Below are 18167 nucleotides of genomic sequence, written 5' to 3'. Positions count from 1 at the left end.
CCTTCCGGCAGTCGGAACTACCGGAAGGGCGCACGGCGCGAAGAGACTAGTGGGTCGCGAGGGCGACGCGGCGCTGTTCCTCCGCTGTCTCCGGTCGGCCCTCACCGGGCAGGTCGACGCGGACGTGGTGGAGGCGTCCGCTGAATGCGAACCGGCCGGCGACCTCGTCGCACACCGGGCTGCCGCGGTTGACGCCGATGTCGAGCTGCTCGTTCATGCTGAAGATCGCGCGGGTGGTCTTCTCGATCCGTCCGGTACCGACGACGACACCGTCGACGGAAAGCGTTGCCGTTCCGCCCTTCCCGATCCCACCGCCGTCGTATTCGAACGCGACGGACACCTCGCGGTTCTCGGCGGTCAGGGGTATCTCGCCGCGCACGAACGTCAGGCCGCCGCCGCTGAAGTTGTAGCAGAACACGGGCTTCGAATCGAGAACGTAGAGGGCCAGGCCGCCGAACCGGCCGCCCACGCTCGCCAGCGTTCCCTCGCACGGGTTTCCGCCGGTCTCGAGCGTGGCCGTGATCGTGTACGAGCGGTTGAAGAACGGCGGTGCCGCCTTCTCCGGCAGGCCGTTCATGTGCGGGTACAACGTGATGCTCGTCCGTCCGCGCAGCGGATGCGGCGGGCGGTCCTTGGGTGCAGCGTTCCTCGTGACGGTGCGGTCGTCGAGGGGGAGCACCTGGTAGCGCGCCGCCTCGACGAGGAACTTCTGCTTGAGTTCCTCGAGCTTCTCCGGGTACTCGGCCGCCAGGTCGCGGGCCTGCGACCAGTCGACGGTGGTGTCATACAGCTCCCATCGATCCTCGTCGAACGCAGGGAGCTGCAGTCCGTGCGTCGCCATCAGCCACGGTGCCCGGTGCAGCGTCACGGCCGTCCACCCGTGGTCGTAGATGCCGCGGTTGCCGTAGATCTCGAAGTACTGCGTGGTGTGCCGGTCCTCGGCGTCGGCGTCGGCGAACGTGTAGTTCATCGCGACACCCTCCATGGGCTTCTGCGGCACGCGGTCGACGGTGTCCGGCGCCGGCACGCCCACCGCCTCGAGGATCGTCGGGGTGATGTCCACGCAGTGATGCCACTGGTCGCGGATGCCGGACTCGGCGATCCCCTCGGGCCAGTGCGCGATCAGCCCGTTGCGGGTGCCGCCGTAGTGGGAAGCGGCCTGCTTGGTCCACTGGTACGGGGTGTCGAGCGCCATCGCCCACGACGCCGGGTAGTGCGGGTAGCTCGTCGGGGTGCCCAGTTCGTCGAACTTCTCGAGCACCTCGGCGGTGGTCTGCTTGTAGCCGTTGAGCCCGGCGAGGTAGTTGAACGAGCCCTCCATGCCGCCCTCGGCGGACGCGCCGTTGTCGCCGAGCATGTACAGCACCAGGGTGTTGTCGAGTGCACCCGTCTCCTGCAGCCGGTCGACGAGCCGGCCGACCTGGTCGTCGGTGTGCTCGAGGAAGGCCGCGTACAGCTCCATCAGCCGGGCCGAGACCTTCTTCTGGTCGGCGTCCAGATCGTCCCAGTGCGGCAGGTCCGGCGCCCACGGGGCGAGCTCCGTGTCCGGCGCGACCACCCCGAGCTGCTTCTGCCGCTCGAGGGTGATCTCCCGCTGGCGGTCCCAGCCGTGGTCGAACTCGCCGCGGTACTTGTCGAGATAGCTGTCCGGCACCTGCAGTGGGGCGTGGCACGCGCCGAACGGCAGGTAGCAGAACCACGGCTTGTCCGGGTCCATCGTGCCGACCGACTCGATCCACTCCATCGCGCGGTCCACCAGGTCCTCCGACATGTGGTAGCCCTCTTCGGGCGAGCACGGCGGATCGACGACGGTGAAGTCGCGGTACAGAACCGGGGAGAACTGGTCGGATTCGGCGCCGAGGAAGCCGTAGAAGCGATCGAAACCCTCACGGGTGGGCCATCGGTCGAACGGCCCCGCCTCACTGATCTCCCACGTCGGCGTCTGGTGCATCTTGCCGAAGGCGCCGGTCGCGTACCCGTTGCCCTGCAGGATTCGCGCCACCGTCGCCGCCGAGGCCGGACGGGTCCCGTTGTAACCCGGTGCCGCCGTGGCCTGTTCGGCGATCACGCCGAAGCCGACGCTGTGGTGGTTGCGTCCGGTGAGCGTCGCCGCGCGGGTCGGCGAGCACAGCGCCGTGGTGTGGAAGCGGGTGTACTTGACGCCGTCCGCGGCCAGTCGATCGGCGGTGGGCGTGCGGCACGGACCGCCGAATGCCGACGCGGTACCGAAACCGACGTCGTCGAGCATGATCAGCAGGACGTTGGGTGCGCCCTCCGGTGGGCGCACCGGTTGCGGACGTGTGAACGGTTCCTGCTGATCGCGGTAGTCGACCGCGGCGGAGATATGCGGGTCGGTGCGGACGATAGGAATCGAATGCCGATTCATGGTGCGCCTCTCTGGATGATGGAACGGGGAAACGCGTTCGGTTTCGTTGCGGCGAAGCTGGTTTCGTCTCGAGTGTGTGGGCAGCAGGTTGAGCAGCGGTTCTCCGTCGTGCCGGAGATGCGGGGGAGCGTACCCGCCACGCCTTGACCGTTAAAGCGCCGACTTACTAGTCTCGCGGCGTGTCGAATCCCGGAAATGCGAAGAGCGCGATGATCGAGGTCGCCGAGCGGATGTTCGCCGAGCGTGGCATCGACGGCGTGTCGATGCGCGACGTCGCCGCCGCTGCCGGCCAGAAGAACAACTCGGCCGTGCAGTACCACTTCGGCGGGCGGGACGGTCTCGTTCTCGAGGTCTTCCGTAGGCGCATGCGGGAAATCAATCTCAGTCGCGCGGCCTTCCTGGCGAAACTGGACGAGGAGGGACTCGGGCACGACGTGCGTGGACTCGTCGAGGCCGTCGTCGTGCCGCTCGCCGACTATCTCCGGACCTCCGGGACCGATTCGTACTACGCACAGTTCATCGCTCGCGTATCCCCGTCGGTGGACATCGCGAACACGGAACTGTCCGACGTCACGGAGGTCAGCCGCGAGGTGTCCACCAGGCTGATGCGAGCACTCGGTCACCTGCCGCGCCGTGTCGCGGTCGTTCGTGTGGACCTGATGCTCAACATGGCGGTGTCGGCGCTCGCGGTGTTCGAGCAGCGGCGCAACAGCGGGAACCCGGTCGTGGACACCGACTTCGACGAGACCGTGCGTCATCTGATCGACATGTCGGTGGGGGCGTTGGAGGCTCCGGAATCGGCCTCGGCCTGAAGTCCGGCGGGGGCCGGGGTCGCCAGTCCACCGGTGGCAGGCTTGCGACCGTGCTTCATCACGAGCGCGACGGCGATGCCCACGAGCCCGACGGCTCCCGCGTACAGGAAGCCGCGTGAGAGCGCCGTGTCCGCGTAGAGGACGGCGTGGATCGCCATGAACCAGAAGATCCCGTGGAAACCGAACCCGTCGATCAACCAGCCGGCGATGAACGGTCCTGCGACGGCGGACATGCCGATACCCGTCGCGACCATGCCCAGAGCGACAGGGACGAAGTCGCGGGGCATGATGTCGCGCACGAGGCTGTACGAGAGCGCGACGATCCCGACGAGAACTCCCTGCAGTGCGCGACCGGCGAGCAGGACGGCAAACGAGTCTGCAGTTGCACAGACAACGCTGCCGAGCACGAAGACGCCGGCCAGGCCGAGGATCACCCGCTTCTTGCCGATCTTGTCCGACGCCTTCCCGATGAGCGGCATGAGCGTTGCCCCGGTGAGCGTGACGATCGAGACATTCGGGCTCGAGGAACATTGCCTCGAACTGAAGTGAGAGCGAGCGCCATCGTTGTCCTTTGGGTCGGTAGAGATCGACGACGCATGCGCTCGGTGATATTGGGGCGCAGATAGTTTCGTCGTCGAGTGATAGTGCCAGGCGGCGGCGCGTTCAATGAGGAATGGGGCGGGCGGGTGGGCGCCCCAGGGGGGGCTTAGTCACAGTGTCGGGACGCGTGTGATCGCGGTCCCGCTCAGTGGAAACGGGAGGATCGCCTTCGTGGTACGGGTTCGAGTGGCCACTCAATAGTGTTCCTGTGCAGCTAGTTTAAAGAATTAAGTCAGTGTCTTGACGAGTTAAGTCACTGACTGATAGTTTGCCGAGGATGTCCCTCGTCGGATCGACCGGGCGGCGGACGTCGGCGGTGGTGTGTTCAGGGCGGGAACCCTCAGTAACAGGAGTCTTGTATGACAGCGCTGACGAGTAGTCGCACGGTGGCGATCGGTGGCCATTCGATCGAATTCGGACCTCGCGGAATGCGTAGGTGTGCAGATGGATTCGAGTCATTACCGTATGAGCGATTCGAGTTGCGGCCTGTGACGCCATACATCGGCGCGGAGATTCGCGGCGTGGATCTGCGCGATCCGAGTATCGACGTCATCGAGGATTTGCGGCGCGCGCTGCTCGAGTGGAAGGTCGTGTTCTTCCGGGGTCAGCAGATCACGGGCGCGCAGCACCGAGACTTCGCTCGCCACTGGGGCGACCTCGAGATCCACCCGCTTCTCCCGCAGGGTGAGGTCCCCGAGGTGGTTCATTTCGAGCGCGGTGAGGACAACCCCGGCACCGAGAACATCTGGCACGTGGACGTGACGTGGCAGAAGCGTCCCCCGCTCGGTTCGGTTCTGCGCGCGCTCGAGGTCCCGCCCGCCGGCGGCGACACCCTGTGGGCCGACATGGGCAACGCGTACGACTGCCTGTCCGACGAGGTCAAGGCGAAGATCGAGGGCCGGGTCGCGATTCACGATTTCGTGCCGTCCTTCGGCCGCTCGATGGGTCCCGAGAAACTTGCACAGATGAAGGAGGCGTATCCGCCGGTCGCACACCCGATCGTGCGGATCCATCCCGAGACCGGGCGCAGGACCCTGTTCGTCAACAGCCTGTTCACGACGCACATCCCGGACATGGATCCGGCCGAGGGTGAGGCGCTGTTGCGGCACCTCTTCGACCAGGCCAAGGTCCCCGACTTCCAGTGCCGATTCAAGTGGCAGCCCAACTCGATCGCCTTCTGGGACAACCGCGCAACGCAGCACTATGCGGCCAGCGACTACTTCCCGCACCGCCGGGTCATGGAACGCGTGGCCATTCTCGGAGATGTTCCCGCCTGATCTCGAGTCCTCCGACGAACGCCAGGAGTGTGGATATGGTTCGACCTCTCGACGAGCTGGGCCGCCGGCTACCGCTACCTGCTCAACCTTCTCAATGCAGGACTCGAGCAGGTCGTCTTCAGTGCGGATCCGGAGTATCCGGAAGTTGTTCACCTGCAGGACAATACGAAGCGGTAGGCGACCGAGTCGCCGGACTGTCTCTTCGGCCATGCCGTCCTCGACCCCGAGGGGACCTACCGGCTCACCGGGACCGGCGGCCGGGTCCGGTACATCGGGCTGACGCTGTACGACACCCACGATCTCTACGAGAAGGCGCAGTCCGGCGACGGCGGGCCGAAGGACTACCGGGCGGCGTTCAAGGCGGCCACCGGATCCGGGCTGGGTGCGACGTCGAACCCGGGTGGAATCACGTTGCAGGACAACGGCGATTTCGAGGTCGTCATCAGCGCGCAGCCGCACGAGGGTAACTGGCTGCCGATGGATCCGCGGACCCTGCGCGACGCCGAACGCAACGTCCTGCGGACGCAGTCGACGGTCAGTTCGACGTATGCGAGCGACGGTGGCGATATCGCTTACGGTGGTGGATCTTTCGAGATCGGTCCCGACGAGGCCCTGATTCTCGAGGTGACGCCGCCGGACTGCCACTTCTGGAACATCCACCTCGGGGACTACTGGGGTCAGTCTCTCGACTACACGTATCGGCAGACCTCGCTCAACGGCCATCAAGCCGTGCTCGACGAGGACGGGGTGTTCAGGGCCGTCGTGGCGCATCGCGATCCCGGCGTCGCGAACTGGCTCGACACGGCGGGTAACACCTTCACCCGCTGCGTGTACCGGTGGTGGCTCGCGTCCACCCAGGATCTGCCGGCGCCGACGGTGCGTAAGGTGATGTTCGACGACGTGCTCGCAGCACTGCCCGCCACGACCGCGCGTGTCGGGGTGGGGGAGCGCCGCGAGGTACTCGGTCGGCGGCGTGCAGCGGTGCTGAAACGCTACTTTCGTTGAACCACAGAGTGAGTGAGAAGGGACCGTCACGTGACACTGCGCGGCTGGCGTCCGAGAGCGTTCCGGGACGGGGATGATCCCGATCCGCGGTTCACATTGGCCAACGAACGCACGTTCCTGGCCTGGGTTCGCACCGCGCTCGGACTGATTGCGGCGGCAGTCGGTCTCGAGGCGTTCGGAGCCGACGTCGTCGGCCCGAACGTCCACACGGTGCTGGTGGTGGGCCTGCTCGTCGGCGCGATCCTGCTCGTGGTGTTCGCGTTCCTACGCTGGATGGGTGTCGAGGCGGCGATGCGGATGGGCCGGAGCCTGCCGGTGCCGGCCCTCGCGGCGCTCCTGGTGGGGTTGATCGCGGGTGCCGGTGTCACGCTGCTCGTCGTGTTGGTGAGCAGGTGATGTCCGCGGCCGCCGCACACCGGGATCCGGGACTTCAGCCGGAACGGACAACGCTCGCGTGGGTACGCACCGCGGCGAGCCTGGCGGCGGTCGCGTTCCTCTGTCTGCGCTATGTACCCGGATCCTCCGTCGTCGTCCAGGTGGTCGGAACGTGGGCCATCGTGTCGTCGTCGGTGGTGGTGGTGACCGCTCGGCGCCGCTACGAGCGCATGAGTACCGCGTTCGGGGACGAGCGGGCGGTCTATCCGTTCGCGCTGATGGCGGGGCTGGCGGTCACGGTCGTCGTGCTTGCGGCGGCGTCGGCGGTCGTGATCCTCGTCGTCGGTCGGTGACGATCCCGTCGCATCCCGCTGTCACACGCGGTGGCCGGTGGTTGTGTGGACGGGGACGTCTGCGCCTCCCACTGGCCGGGATCTGTGCGCGTCGTCACAGCGGTAGCAGGTAGGGATAGTTTCGGACTTGCGTGATTCGCGGTCCCCGATCTCGAGGAGAGCAGCAATGGAGGAGTTCGAAGGCTTCGAAGGCCGAGTCGCACTGATCACGGGCGCCGCCCGGGGACAGGGGCGCTCGCACGCCGTGGCGTTCGCCGAGCGCGGCGCCGACGTGGTCATCTGCGACCGCTGCGAGGACAGCGATTCGGTGTTCTACCCCCTCGGGACCGAGGAGGACCTGGCCGAGACCGTGCGCCTCGTCGAGGCCACCGGCCGCCGCGTCATCGCGGTCAAGGCGGACACCGCCGACCGCGACGCGATGGACGCCCTCGTCGCCCGCGCCGAGTCCGAGTTCGGCCGCGTGGACATCGCGGTCGCCAACGCAGGCGTGTCCGTGGCGGCGCCGATCCAGTCGATGACCTCGGCCCAGTGGAACGAGGCCATCAACTCCAATCTCACCGGCGTCTTCAACACCCTCGGCGCCGTCTCGCCCGGCATGATCGAACGCGGCTACGGCCGGATCGTGACGATCTCGTCGATGCTCGGACGCGCGGGCAACACCAACATGGCCGCCTACGCGGCCTCCAAGTGGGGCGTCATCGGCATGACGAAGAGTGCCGCGCTCGATCTGGCGCAGAACGGCATCACCGTCAATGCGATCGCACCCGGCAACATCTCGACCGGGATGATCCACAACAAGGCGCTCTACTCGATGATGCGACCGGACCTCGCAGAGCCGACGATGGACGACGTCGCGCCCGTGTTCCAGAGTCTGCACGCGCAGCCGGTGCCGTGGCTCGACCCGTTCGAGATCACCCGGGCCGTCCTCTTCTTCGCCGCCGAGGCCAGCGCGCACATCAGCGGCACCGTCCTTCCGATCGACGCCGGTAACGCAGCACGCGTCACCGGGTGATCGCGGTACCGACACCCGCTCCGAGTACTGCCCGGAGCGGGGTCGTCATCGCGGCCCTGAGCCTGAGCGGGATCCTGGTCGCGCTCCTGCAGACGCTGGTGGTGCCGGTTCTGCCGGCGTTCGCCGTCGATCTCGGCGTGCCGCCCACCAGCGCGTCGTGGCTGGTCACGATCACGTTGCTGACCGGTGCCGTCGGCACGCCGCTGATCGGTCGGCTGGCCGACATGTTCGGCAAGCGCGCGATGATGCTGGTGTGTCTCGGGCTGATGGTGGCGGGCTCGGTGCTCGCCGCCGTGGGACCGGGCTTCGCGACGGTGGTCGCCGGGCGTGGGCTGCAGGGTTTCGCGATGGCGTTGCTGCCGGTCGGGATCAGCATGATGCGCGACGTGCTTCCGCCGGAACGACTCGGCAGCGGTGTCGCGTTGATGAGCGCGACGATCGGCGTCGGCAGTGTGCTCGGAATGCCGCTGTCCGGTGTCCTCTACGAGCACGCCGGCTGGCAGTCGCTGTTCTGGCTTCCGGCAGGGTTCGCGGTGGTGATGGCGGCGCTGTTGCCGTTCGTGGTCCCGGAGTCGACCACCCGCGCGTCCGGACGGTTCGACTATCGGGGCGCGGTGCTGTTGACCGCAGCATTGACCGCGGTGCTGCTCGCGATCTCCAAGGGCGGCACGTGGGGATGGGGGAGCTGGCCGATCGTCGGCCTGGCCGTCGGCGGCATCGTCGGGATGGCGGTATGGGTTCCGTTGGAGCTGAGGATGTCCCACCCGCTCGTCGATCTCCGGACGTCGATGCTGCGCCCCGTGTTGGTGGCCAACATGTGCGCGCTGCTGCTCGGATTCGCGATGTTCCTCAGTTCGTATGCCTCCACGCAGGAACTGCAGGTGCCCGCGTCGACCGGGCACGGCCTCGGCCTGAGCGCGGCGACGGCCGGGCTGGTGATGCTGCCGGGCGGCCTGGTGATGATCGTCCTGGCCCCGGTGTCGGCGGCGATGATCCGCGGTTGGGGTGCCCGGGTGACGCTCGCCGTCGGCGGCGGGGCCATCGCTCTCGGGTTCGTCGAACGTGGTGTGTTCGGCACCGGCGTCCTCGTCATCGGCGTCAGTGCCTTCGTCGTGTCGGTGGGCGTGGCTTTCGCGCTCGCGGCGATGCCGGTGCTCATCACGACGGCGGTGCCCCGCGACCAGACGGCGTCGGCGAACAGCGTCAACAGCCTGATTCGGGCCGTCGGAACCTCCGCCGCGAGTGCGGTGGGCGCGGCGGTGCTCGCCGCGTCGACCGTGATGGCGGGGGCCGTCGTGGTTCCGGCTCAGATCGGGTTGGACCGGCTGTTCTGGCTCGGAGCGGCGGTGGCGGCGGTGGCGCTGCTCGTCGTCACCTGCGTGCCGATCCGGACCGACCGCACTACCGCCCGGGTGGGCGTCGTCGTGGATTCGGACGGTGACGCTGTCCGGGTGCGGTGAGCGGCTACCAGTCCATCCGGCCGCGGTGCCAGTTGTCGTCGTATCCGCCGTGCGAGATCCACACCGCCGCCATCACGATGTAGGCGATGGCGATCAGCACGAGGATTCCGGCGAGGATCCACAGCGAGAGTTGGCCGAGCTTGCGGACGCGGTCCGATGCGTACTGGGCTCCGGCGAAGTCGCCCCGGGCCCAACGCGGATACACCTCGAACGCGTTGTTGAACGCGGCGAACGCGAGCGGCCAGAACGCGACGAGCGCCGCGACGGCCCAGCCGGCATTGGTCGGGGGCGGCGGGGGCGGCGGGGGCGGCGCGGGCGGCGCGGGCGGCTGTGCGGGGGCCGACGGCACGGGAGGAGTCGGCTCCGGCGGGGGCGGAGTGGGATCCGGCGTGGATGCGGTCATGACAGCGCTCCCTAGGCTCAGGTCACCATCGGTTGTCGTGCATCACCTTCGACGGTACTCCGAATGCGGGTTCGGCCCCGCCCACGAGAACGCCGGTGGTGCCTGGCAGCTGGCCAGGCACCACCGGCGTCGGTGGATCGGGATCCGGCAACCTTACGGCAGCAGCTGATCCATGAAGTCGTTGCTGAAGACGCGGTGCGGGTCGATCTCGTTGTACCGCGCCCGGGCCGTGTCCCAGTTCTCGTCGGCCGGCACGCCGTCCATGTAGGTGGCCCGCATCTTGTTCTTGACGATGTCCTCGTCGGTGTACGGGTCCGGGCCGAACGCCCAGCCCTTCGACCACTCGGGACGGAACGTGGCGGCGTTGTTGTTGTAGTGCGACCGCATCCACTGCTCCATCTCCTGATAGAACTCGAACATGCCGGGGGTGCCCGGAACGCCGAGAACGTTCAGCCAGATGGCGACGTCCCAGTCGGGATGATCGGGACGCTCACGAGTCGCCGAGATGGTCGGCGGGCCCGCCGAATCGACCTTGACGTCCTCCGGCCGATCGAGGCCGCAGCAGCGGATCTCGACCGGACCGTTCAGCGGATACTGACCCTTCGCGCGGTAGAACTCGATGCGCTCGTTGAACCACTGGGTGAAGTCGTGGATCACGGTCGCGATGTTGGCGCGGCTCGTGACGACGGCGCCGCCGCCCTCGGTGAGCCGCAGCGTCGTGGCCTTGATGTAGAACTGGACATCCTTCGACCAGCCCCAGATGTCGGACGAGTTCGTCGCGGCCAGCCCGAGCTTGGTGATCTCGTACATCGCCGGACCGAACTGCGCCGCAATCGAGGGGTTTCCGGCGTTGATCGCGCCGATCATGTCGGTGAGCGGCTCCGGCAGGTTGTCCGAGAAGACGTAGTTGTACGGGCCGGTGACCTCACGCGACTGCGGGGGCTTGCCCGCGAGCGAGCCGAGCGAGCCGAGCGAGCCGAGGCTGCCGGACGCCCCGTCCGGCTTGGTCGGCGAGTTCGACCAGACCTTCATCCACGGCTTCTCGGTGAAGGGATACCAGATCGCCTCCGCGCGACCGGATGCGGCAACGAAACTCTCGAACGTCCGGCCCGAGGTGCCCTTCGGTGCGAACAGCTCCTGCCAGGTGATGTCGGTGAAGCTCTGGCACCGCTGCCGCACGTTCGGGCCGGCCTGCATCGTGACCGAGGTGAGGAAACAACGCCCGAGGTTGGTGAGCATCGGGGTGATCTTGGGGTCGTTGCGCCGGTACGTCTTCAGCGCGTACTTGCTGCCGTCCCACACGACCGCGGTGAGTTCGGTGACGAGGTTGCTCAGCGAACCGAATGTGTGGCCGGGCAGCGTCTCTTCGCCTTCAGCGGGAAGGGCCGCGCCGTGGGCGTTCACCGCGAGGGCGCCGCCGATGGACAGCACGCCGGGAGCCGGCAGGTTGGCCCAACCGAGGCCGTGCTCCTGCAGCTCGGTCACGATCGCCTCGATGCTGGCGCCCGCACCAGCGGTGACGGTCGCAGGAGACCCGTCCGGGTGCACCGTGACGTCGTTCAGGTGCGTCATCGTGTCGGCGAGGATCACCTTCTCGACGTTGGAGCCCTTCACCACGGTCAGCGGGGTCCAGCCGTGCATCGCGCCGCGGGGACGGACCTTGTAGCCGTTCTCGTGCGCCCAATTGACGAGGGTGACCACGTCGTCCGCCGACTTCGGCGAGCAGACCCAGGTGGCGTCCAGCATGATCTCCTTGGACCAGTTCTGGTACGCCTGCTGGAACAGTGCGATGCCCGGCGGGAAGTTCGGCGGCGTCGGGAGCGGTGCGACGGGGCCGGAGGATCCCAGGGACCCGAGGGATCCCAGGGACCCGGAGGATCCGGCGGGAACCGCGAAGGCGGGCGTCCAGCCGCCGACCACGGCACCGGCGGCAAGGGCACCGGCGCCCGCCGCGAGGAATCCTCGCCGCGACAGCCGGGGCTGCTCGTCGTTGAGCGTCATTCGTGTACTCCAAGGTGTGTGAGGGGGAATGAAGTCCGGGTGCAGATATGCCCGGCCGGGTCGACGAGCACATCGACCCGACCGGTACAGCTTCGTGTTCGCTACGCGACGGTGAGCACGACGTCCGCCAGCGCCGGCGAGTCGTCCCGCTCGGGAACAGTTGCAGAGATGAGTAGCCTGTCGGCCTCTCGCCAGACTCGTGTCCGAAGCGTTTCGCCGGGAAAGACTACCCCCGCGAAACGGGCCCGGAATCCCTTGACACGATCGGCATTTCCGTCAAGGACGGTGTCGGTCGCAGCCTTGCAAATAGTCCCGTATGTGCACAGTCCATGCAGGATAGGCGCAGGAAAGCCCGCAGCGGAGGCAAATTCGGGATCCGAATGGAGCGGATTGCGGTCCCCGCACATCCGATACAGCAGGGCCTGCTGCGGTAGGACCTGCGAGACAACCTCGGCGTCGGGGGCCCGATCGGGTAGCGCGACCGACTCCGACGGGCCACGTTCACCCCCGAAATCACCCTCACCACGCGCGAAGATCGACGATCGGGCCGTCCAGAGCGGAGAGCCGTCGAGTGCGACGGTCGACGACTCCTGGACGATCACCGCAGCCTTGCCCTTGTCCCACACCTCGGTGATCCGAGTGGTGGTCCGAGCCGAGCCGCTCGCCGGAATCGGCTGGTGGACGGTCACTTCCTGGCTGCCGTGCACGACCTTGGCCAGGTCGATCTCGACGCCCGGGAACGACACGCGCGGCGCCTCGGTCGCATGGATGTTCGCGACCACCGTCGCGAACGTCGGCAGGACCTGAGGCTTGGCGTCGTCGAGGTACCTCAGTTCGCGGGGATCGAGCGGACGCGCGCCCGCGCCGATACCCAGGTGGTACAGCTGGACATCCGACGGGGTCCAGGAGAACTCCTGTGCGGGGAGCTCGGCTCCGATCGCGATCGACGGATCGATGGGCACTGGCTTCTCCTGTCAGTTCGTCACGGACTGCGCTGCGGCACGGGCGCGGTCGGCGATATCGAGCACGGCCAGGTACGCGAACGTCATCGCGGGGCCGATGGTTGCGCCGGGGCCGGCGTAGGTGTGGCCCATGACGGGGGAGCTGCAGTTGCCCGCGGCGTACAGGCCCTCGATCACCGAGCCGTCCTCACGGACGGCACGTCCGTTGACGTCGGTGACGATGCCGCCCTTGGTGCCCAGGTCGCCCGGGACCATCTTGATGGCGTAGAACGGCGCCTTGTCGATCTCGGCGAGGCTCGGGTTCTTCAGACGCGGATCACCGTAGTAGTGGTCGTAACCGCTGTCGCCGCGACCGAAGTCCTCGTCCTTGCCGTTGCGCGCGAACCCGTTGAAGCGTTCCACCGTCTCGGTGAGGGCCTCGACCGGCAGGCCGGTCTTCTCGGCGAGTTCGGCAATCGTGTTCGCCTTGACGACGACTCCGGCCTTGAGCCAGCGGCCCGGGAAGGGCGAGCGCGGCGTGATGCCGGCGAACGTGTACCGGTTGCGGTAGCGCTGGTCGAGGATCATCCAGGTGGGGATGTTCTCGCCCGGGCCCTCGCCCTGACCGTATTCGCCGCCGTACATCATGTGGGTGGCCTCGACGTACGGCGCGGCCTCGTTGCCGAACCGCTTGCCGCGGGTGTTGACCATCATCGAACCGGGCAGCGTCCGCTCGGACAGCGCGAACCACGGTCCACCGGTGAGCGGGATCGACGGACCCCACCACGCGTCGTCCATGAAGTCGACTGCCGCGCCCAGCTTCTGGCCGGCGACGATGCCATCGCCGGTGTTGGCCTTGGCGCCGACGGTCCACTCGGTGCCGATCGGGCCGCGCTGGTACTTCTTGCGCATCTCGTCGTTGTGCTCGAAACCGCCCGAGCCCAGGACGACACCGTGGCGGGCGTGGATGATCTGCTCGGTGGCTCCGTCGGGGCCGTCGACGAGAACCTTCACGCCGCGCACGACGCCGTCCTCGGTGTAGAGATCGGTGAGCGGGGTGTTCAGCAGGATCGGGACCCCGGCGTCGCGCAGGCCCAGACGCAGTCCGGCCATGAGGGCCTGTCCGCGCACCAGCAGGTCCTTGCCCCGCAACTTGGCGGCGAGGAACCGGGTGCCGACCTTCATCGCCCGCAGCGGTCCGCGGCGGTTGCGCATCAGCAGATTGAGCCAGCGGTAGTCGGCCTGTGTGATGACGAAGTTCTTGGGGGCCTTGACGTAATCGGGCTCGAGGTTGTCGCGGTCGTCGCCGAGGCGGTTGCCGTCGAACGGCACGGGCTCGACCGAACGCCCACCGAGGCGTCCACCCGGCGCCTCCGGGTAGTAGTCCGAGTACTCCGGAACCCACTGCAGTTCCAGCGCACTGTTCTTCAAGACGAACGACAGCATCTCGGGGCCGCGGTCGATGTAGGTGTCGATCTTCTCCGGGGCGACGACGTCGCCGATGATGCTGTGCAGATAGGTGCGTGCCGCGTCCGTGGTGTCGGTGACGCCGTCGCGCTGCAGCACCTCGTTGTTCGGGATCCAGACACCTCCGCCCGATCGTGCGGACGAGCCGCCGTAGTGGGCTGCCTTCTCGACGACGACCACGCTCAGGCCCTGGTGTGCGGCGGTAAGGGCGGCGGTCATGCCGGCAGCGCCACTGCCGACGACGACGATGTCGTATTCCTGCTTGCTCATGTAGAACACGTTATAGAATGAGGTGGCTGACAGTCCATGCTTTCTGCCAGGAAGTATTGCTGGCAGCTCGCGATCGTGATGTTGACAAACGAACACACGTTGCAGTCGACGCCGAAGAGGTGAGTTCACATGACCAAGGCAAGTGTCGCAATTGTGGGTTCAGGCAACATCAGCACCGATCTCCTCTACAAACTGCAGCGATCCCCGTGGCTCGAGCCGCGCTGGATGATCGGCATCGACCCCGCCAGCGAGGGTCTCGCGCGCGCCCGCGCGATGGGCCTGGAGACCTCCGCGGATGGGGTCGACTGGCTGTTGCAGCAGGCGGAGAAGCCGGACATGGTGTTCGAGGCGACGTCGGCATACGTGCACCGCGAGGCCGCGCCCAAGTACGCCGAACACGGCATCCGCGCAGTGGACCTCACCCCGGCCGCGATCGGACCGGCCGTGGTGCCGCCCGTCAACCTGCGCGAGCACCTCGACGCGCCCAACGTCAACATGATCACGTGCGGTGGGCAGGCGACCATCCCGATCGTGTACGCGGTCTCGCGCGTCGTCGACGTCCCCTACGCCGAGATCGTCGCCTCGGTCGCGTCGGTCTCCGCCGGACCCGGTACCCGCGCCAACATCGATGAGTTCACCAAGACCACCAGCCGTGGTGTCGAGGTGATCGGCGGCGCCCGCAAGGGCAAGGCGATCATCATCCTCAACCCGGCCGATCCGCCGATGATCATGCGCGACACCATCTTCTGCGCCATCCCGGAGGATGCTGACCGGAACGCGATCATCGAATCGATCCACCGGGTGGTCGCCGACATACAGCAGTACGTGCCGGGGTACCGGCTGCTCAACGAGCCGCAATTCGGCGAGCCGAGCGTCGTCTCCGGCGGGCACGCGACGGTCACCACGTTCGTCGAGGTCGAGGGTGCGGGCGACTTCCTGCCCCCGTGCGCGGGGAACCTCGACATCATGACCGCGGCGGCAACCAAGGTGGGCGAGGAGATCGCCCAGCAGTTTCTCAGCGTGAGGGCGTGAGCGACATGGGCGACAGGACCGACAGCAGGGCCGACTGGACCGACGATCTCCACTTCGACGGCTCGTGGGACATCCGGATCACCGACACGTCGCTCCGTGACGGCTCGCACCACAAGCGCCACCAGTTCACCGGCGACGAGGTGCGCTCGATCGTCGCCGCGCTCGACGGCGCCGGCGTCCCGGTCATCGAGGTCACCCACGGTGACGGTCTCGGTGGTTCCTCGTTCAACTACGGGTTCTCGAAAACGCCCGAGCAGGAACTGATCACGATTGCGGTGGACACCGCGAAGCGGGCGAAGATCGCGTTCCTCATGCTGCCGGGTGTCGGCGTCAAGGAAGACATCATCGAGGCGCAGGACAACGGCGCGTCGATCTGCCGCATCGCGACGCACTGCACCGAGGCGGACGTCTCGATCCAGCACTTCGGCCTGGCCCGTGAACGGGGCCTCGAGACCGTCGGCTTCCTGATGATGGCGCACACCATCGCGCCCGGGCAGTTGGCCCAGCAGGCCCGCATCATGGCCGATGCCGGTTGCCAGTGCGTGTACGTCGTCGACTCGGCCGGTGCGCTCGTGCTCGAACAGGTCTCCGAGCGTGTCGAGGCTCTGGTGCAGGAACTGGGCAAGGACGCCCAGGTCGGCTTCCACGGCCACGAGAACATGGGGCTCGGCGTCGCCAACTCGATCGCCGCGGTCCGTGCCGGTGCCAGGCAGATCGACGGCAGCACCCGGCGTTTCGGCGCGGGTGCGGGTAACACGCCGGTCGAGGCGTTCGTCGGGGTGTGCGACAAAATCGGCGTCAAGACCGGCATCGACTTCTTCGCGATCGCCGACGCCGCCGAGGACATCGTGCGGCCGGCGATGCCGGCCGAGTGCCTGCTCGACCGGCAGGCGCTGATGATGGGCTATGCCGGGGTGTACTCGAGCTTTCTCAAGCATGCCGAGCGCCAGGCCGAGCGTTACGGCGTCTCCGCCGCGGAGTTGCTGGTCCGGGCCGGCAGGCGCAAGCTCGTCGGCGGCCAGGAGGACCAGTTGATCGACATCGCACTCGAATTGCAGCGCGAGTCCGCGGCCCGTTAGGTCGGACGCCCGTTCGGCCCGATGTCACACGCGTTCGGTTGGACTGACCCGATGTGACATCGGGCCGTCGTCGTCACCGGCGGCGCGGGAGGACGGGACGAGACGAGGGGCGCACATCCTGGTCGATGCGCGCCCCTCGTCTCGTGTGATCGCCTACTGCGACAGTGTGTCGCGCACCTCGAGGATGCCCTCCAGCACCGCGTGATCGATGCTGCTGAGCAGGCGCGGGCACGTTTGCCGGGACCCGGTCTGCCCACCGGCGCCGGTGAACTCCGGGCACACCTCGGCAGGATCGGCCTGCCACTGGATGCTGGTGTGCTTGTAGCTGTTCTTGCGAACCAGCACGCACGTCCCGCACGCGCGGCATTCCACCTCCTGCAGACCGTCCTCGAGGTAGGTCTGCAGGTCGACGGCGGTCTGGGTGCGGACAGCCTCGACCCGGGCCGGACTGTCGGCGAAGTTCGGGGACTTGGCCCAGGTCGAGGTCATCGTCACACTCCCGTCTTGTGCTCGTTCTCCGCGGCCTCGGCGGCGGCCTTCTCCTCCGCCTGCCGCGCCAGGTTCGCGTCGACCTCACGCTGCCAGGCCTCGACGGCCTTGGTGGTGTCGATCTCGAACTCGAAGCGCTGCGTCGCCTTCTCGTCGATGTCGGCGACGTCGACGTAGAACTGGTCGTACCAGCGGCGCAGCTGGTAGACCGGGCCGTCCTCCTCGCACAGGAGCGGGTTCTCGATCTTGGTCTTGTTCTTCCAGATCGCGACGTCCTGCTCGAAGCCCATTGCCACGCCCTCGGTGAACTTGCGGGCGAGCTTGTTGCTGGTGGCGTCGTCGAGGCCCTTCGGCTTCTCCACGCTCACGCCGTACATGAGCATGAACGAGTCCTGCGTGACCGGGTAGTGGCAGTTGATCAGGACGCTCTCGACCTTGTACCCGCTGTAGTTGTTGTGCAGCCAGTTGACCATGTACGACGGGCCGAAGTAGGACGCCTCGGAGTCGAGCACCGAATCGCCGTACTGCGTGCCCATGCTCCCGACGTCCGGCCGGCCGTGGTTCTGCAGGTACTGGGTCGCGACGTGGCCCTCGAAGACGTTCTTGAAGTACTTCGGGAAACCGAAGTGGACGTAGAAGAAGTGCGCCATGTCCACGACGTTGTCGACGATCTCGCGGCAGTTGGAGCCCTCGACGAGGATCCGGTTCCACTGCCAGTCGGTCCACTCGTCGGTCATGACCTGCGGCAGCTCCGGGATCGTGACGTCGTCCGGCGGGGGGTTGCCCTCGGGGTCGTTCCAGATGAACAGCTGCTTGTTGCGCTGCAACGTGGTCCACGAACGGGTCCGCGCGATCGGCGGCACGCGACGGGCGTACGGGATGTCCGTGCACTTGCCGTTGCCGCCCCAGCGCCAGTCGTGGAACGGGCACGCGACGGAGTCACCCTTGATCTCGCCCTGACTCAGGTCGCCACCCATGTGCCGGCAGTATGCGTCGAGCACGTGCAGCTTGTTCTGGCTGTCGGCGAAGACCACCAGCTTGGTGCCGAACGCCTCGACCGCGTGCGGCTTGCCGTCGAGAAATTCGCTCTCCAGGCCGATGCAGTGCCAACCGCGTGCGAAACGCGTCTGCGGAGCTCCCACATCGATCTCACGAATCTGCGCCATCAGTACCTCACATCCCTTCTAGCTGTTGCTAGAACACGT

At 67.2% G+C, this 18167-nt stretch carries 18 protein-coding genes; 10 read left to right on the top strand and 8 right to left on the bottom strand.

All coding sequences use genetic code 11. The features are described 5' to 3' along the window. Positions 1-46: 46 nt before the first annotated feature. A complete protein-coding gene (locus tag J2X34_RS15885; RefSeq protein ID WP_429518284.1) occupies positions 47-2386 on the bottom strand; it encodes an arylsulfatase in 2340 nt (779 codons plus the stop codon). Between the two features lie 179 nt (positions 2387-2565). On the opposite strand from J2X34_RS15885, the gene J2X34_RS15880 reads away from it, so the two are divergent. Further along, positions 2566-3198, top strand: coding sequence for a TetR/AcrR family transcriptional regulator (locus J2X34_RS15880; RefSeq protein WP_254622787.1), 633 nt, complete (start codon positions 2566-2568; stop codon positions 3196-3198). Here J2X34_RS15880 and J2X34_RS15875 read toward each other — a convergent pair. Next, positions 3141-3677: an MFS transporter gene (locus J2X34_RS15875; RefSeq protein WP_254622788.1), complete on the bottom strand. Its 537-nt coding sequence runs from the start codon at positions 3675-3677 to the stop codon at positions 3141-3143. The two genes, J2X34_RS15880 and J2X34_RS15875, sit on opposite strands and share 58 nt — an antisense overlap. Positions 3678-4157: 480 nt before the next feature. Here J2X34_RS15875 and J2X34_RS15870 point away from each other — a divergent pair, with 480 nt between their 5' ends. From J2X34_RS15870 to J2X34_RS15840, 7 genes are all read left to right on the top strand, one after another. Further along, positions 4158-5075, top strand: a complete 918-nt coding sequence (locus J2X34_RS15870; protein ID WP_114723653.1) for a TauD/TfdA dioxygenase family protein — start codon at positions 4158-4160, stop codon at positions 5073-5075. 27 nt (positions 5076-5102) lie between these two features. Further along, positions 5103-5252, top strand: a complete 150-nt coding sequence (locus tag J2X34_RS15865; RefSeq protein ID WP_258558110.1) for a hypothetical protein — start codon at positions 5103-5105, stop codon at positions 5250-5252. Between the two features lie 234 nt (positions 5253-5486). Next, positions 5487-6080: a DUF1214 domain-containing protein gene (locus J2X34_RS15860; RefSeq protein ID WP_258558109.1), complete on the top strand. Its 594-nt coding sequence runs from the start codon at positions 5487-5489 to the stop codon at positions 6078-6080. Positions 6081-6110: 30 nt separating this feature from the next. Continuing rightward, positions 6111-6476 (top strand): YidH family protein, encoded by a 366-nt coding sequence (locus J2X34_RS15855; RefSeq protein WP_114723652.1) that lies wholly within the window; start codon positions 6111-6113, stop codon positions 6474-6476. Further along, a complete protein-coding gene (locus J2X34_RS15850; protein ID WP_254622791.1) occupies positions 6476-6808 on the top strand; it encodes a DUF202 domain-containing protein in 333 nt (110 codons plus the stop codon). Before J2X34_RS15855 ends, J2X34_RS15850 begins: the two co-directional genes overlap by 1 nt. Before the next feature lie 166 nt (positions 6809-6974). Beyond that, positions 6975-7820, top strand: a complete 846-nt coding sequence (locus J2X34_RS15845) for a mycofactocin-coupled SDR family oxidoreductase (protein WP_114723650.1) — start codon at positions 6975-6977, stop codon at positions 7818-7820. Then, entirely contained in the window at positions 7817-9280 is a 1464-nt protein-coding gene (locus J2X34_RS15840) for an MFS transporter (RefSeq protein WP_114723649.1), read from the top strand. Before J2X34_RS15845 ends, J2X34_RS15840 begins: the two co-directional genes overlap by 4 nt. Positions 9281-9284: 4 nt before the next feature. Here the strand turns inward: J2X34_RS15840 and J2X34_RS15835 are convergent, their stop codons facing one another. The 4 genes from J2X34_RS15835 to kstD all read right to left on the bottom strand — a co-directional run bounded on the left by J2X34_RS15835 (position 9285) and on the right by kstD (position 14362). After that, a complete protein-coding gene (locus J2X34_RS15835; protein WP_429518280.1) occupies positions 9285-9683 on the bottom strand; it encodes a CD225/dispanin family protein in 399 nt (132 codons plus the stop codon). Between the two features lie 153 nt (positions 9684-9836). Next, entirely contained in the window at positions 9837-11684 is a 1848-nt protein-coding gene (locus J2X34_RS15830; protein WP_429518278.1) for a cholesterol oxidase substrate-binding domain-containing protein, read from the bottom strand. Positions 11685-11785: 101 nt separating this feature from the next. Then, the gene (locus J2X34_RS15825; RefSeq protein ID WP_429518276.1) at positions 11786-12646 is read right to left on the bottom strand and encodes a MaoC/PaaZ C-terminal domain-containing protein; all 861 of its coding nucleotides are present in this window, start codon (positions 12644-12646) and stop codon (positions 11786-11788) included. A 12-nt stretch (positions 12647-12658) separates the two neighbouring features. Beyond that, positions 12659-14362 carry a 3-oxosteroid 1-dehydrogenase gene (gene kstD / locus J2X34_RS15820; RefSeq protein WP_174908050.1) on the bottom strand — a complete coding sequence of 568 codons (1704 nt, stop codon included), beginning with the start codon at positions 14360-14362 and terminating at the stop codon, positions 12659-12661. 129 nt (positions 14363-14491) lie between these two features. Between kstD and J2X34_RS15815 the strand changes: the two genes are divergently transcribed. Both J2X34_RS15815 and dmpG read left to right on the top strand, forming a co-directional pair. Further along, positions 14492-15394: an acetaldehyde dehydrogenase (acetylating) gene (locus J2X34_RS15815; protein WP_429518273.1), complete on the top strand. Its 903-nt coding sequence runs from the start codon at positions 14492-14494 to the stop codon at positions 15392-15394. A gap of 5 nt (positions 15395-15399) precedes the next feature. Then, positions 15400-16473, top strand: a complete 1074-nt coding sequence (dmpG, locus tag J2X34_RS15810) for a 4-hydroxy-2-oxovalerate aldolase (RefSeq protein ID WP_429518415.1) — start codon at positions 15400-15402, stop codon at positions 16471-16473. Between the two features lie 153 nt (positions 16474-16626). Here the strand turns inward: dmpG and J2X34_RS15805 are convergent, their stop codons facing one another. After that, entirely contained in the window at positions 16627-16968 is a 342-nt protein-coding gene (locus tag J2X34_RS15805; protein WP_114723643.1) for a hypothetical protein, read from the bottom strand. After that, a complete protein-coding gene (locus J2X34_RS15800) occupies positions 16965-18128 on the bottom strand; it encodes a Rieske 2Fe-2S domain-containing protein (protein ID WP_174908054.1) in 1164 nt (387 codons plus the stop codon). Before J2X34_RS15800 ends, J2X34_RS15805 begins: the two co-directional genes overlap by 4 nt. Positions 18129-18167: the final 39 nt, after the last annotated feature.

The organism is Rhodococcus sp. BE178 (assembly GCF_050433545.1).
Classification (GTDB): Bacteria; Actinomycetota; Actinomycetes; order Mycobacteriales; family Mycobacteriaceae; genus Prescottella.
Note: the sequence above shows the minus strand (reverse complement) of the source record. Positions and strands in the feature narration are given on the sequence as shown.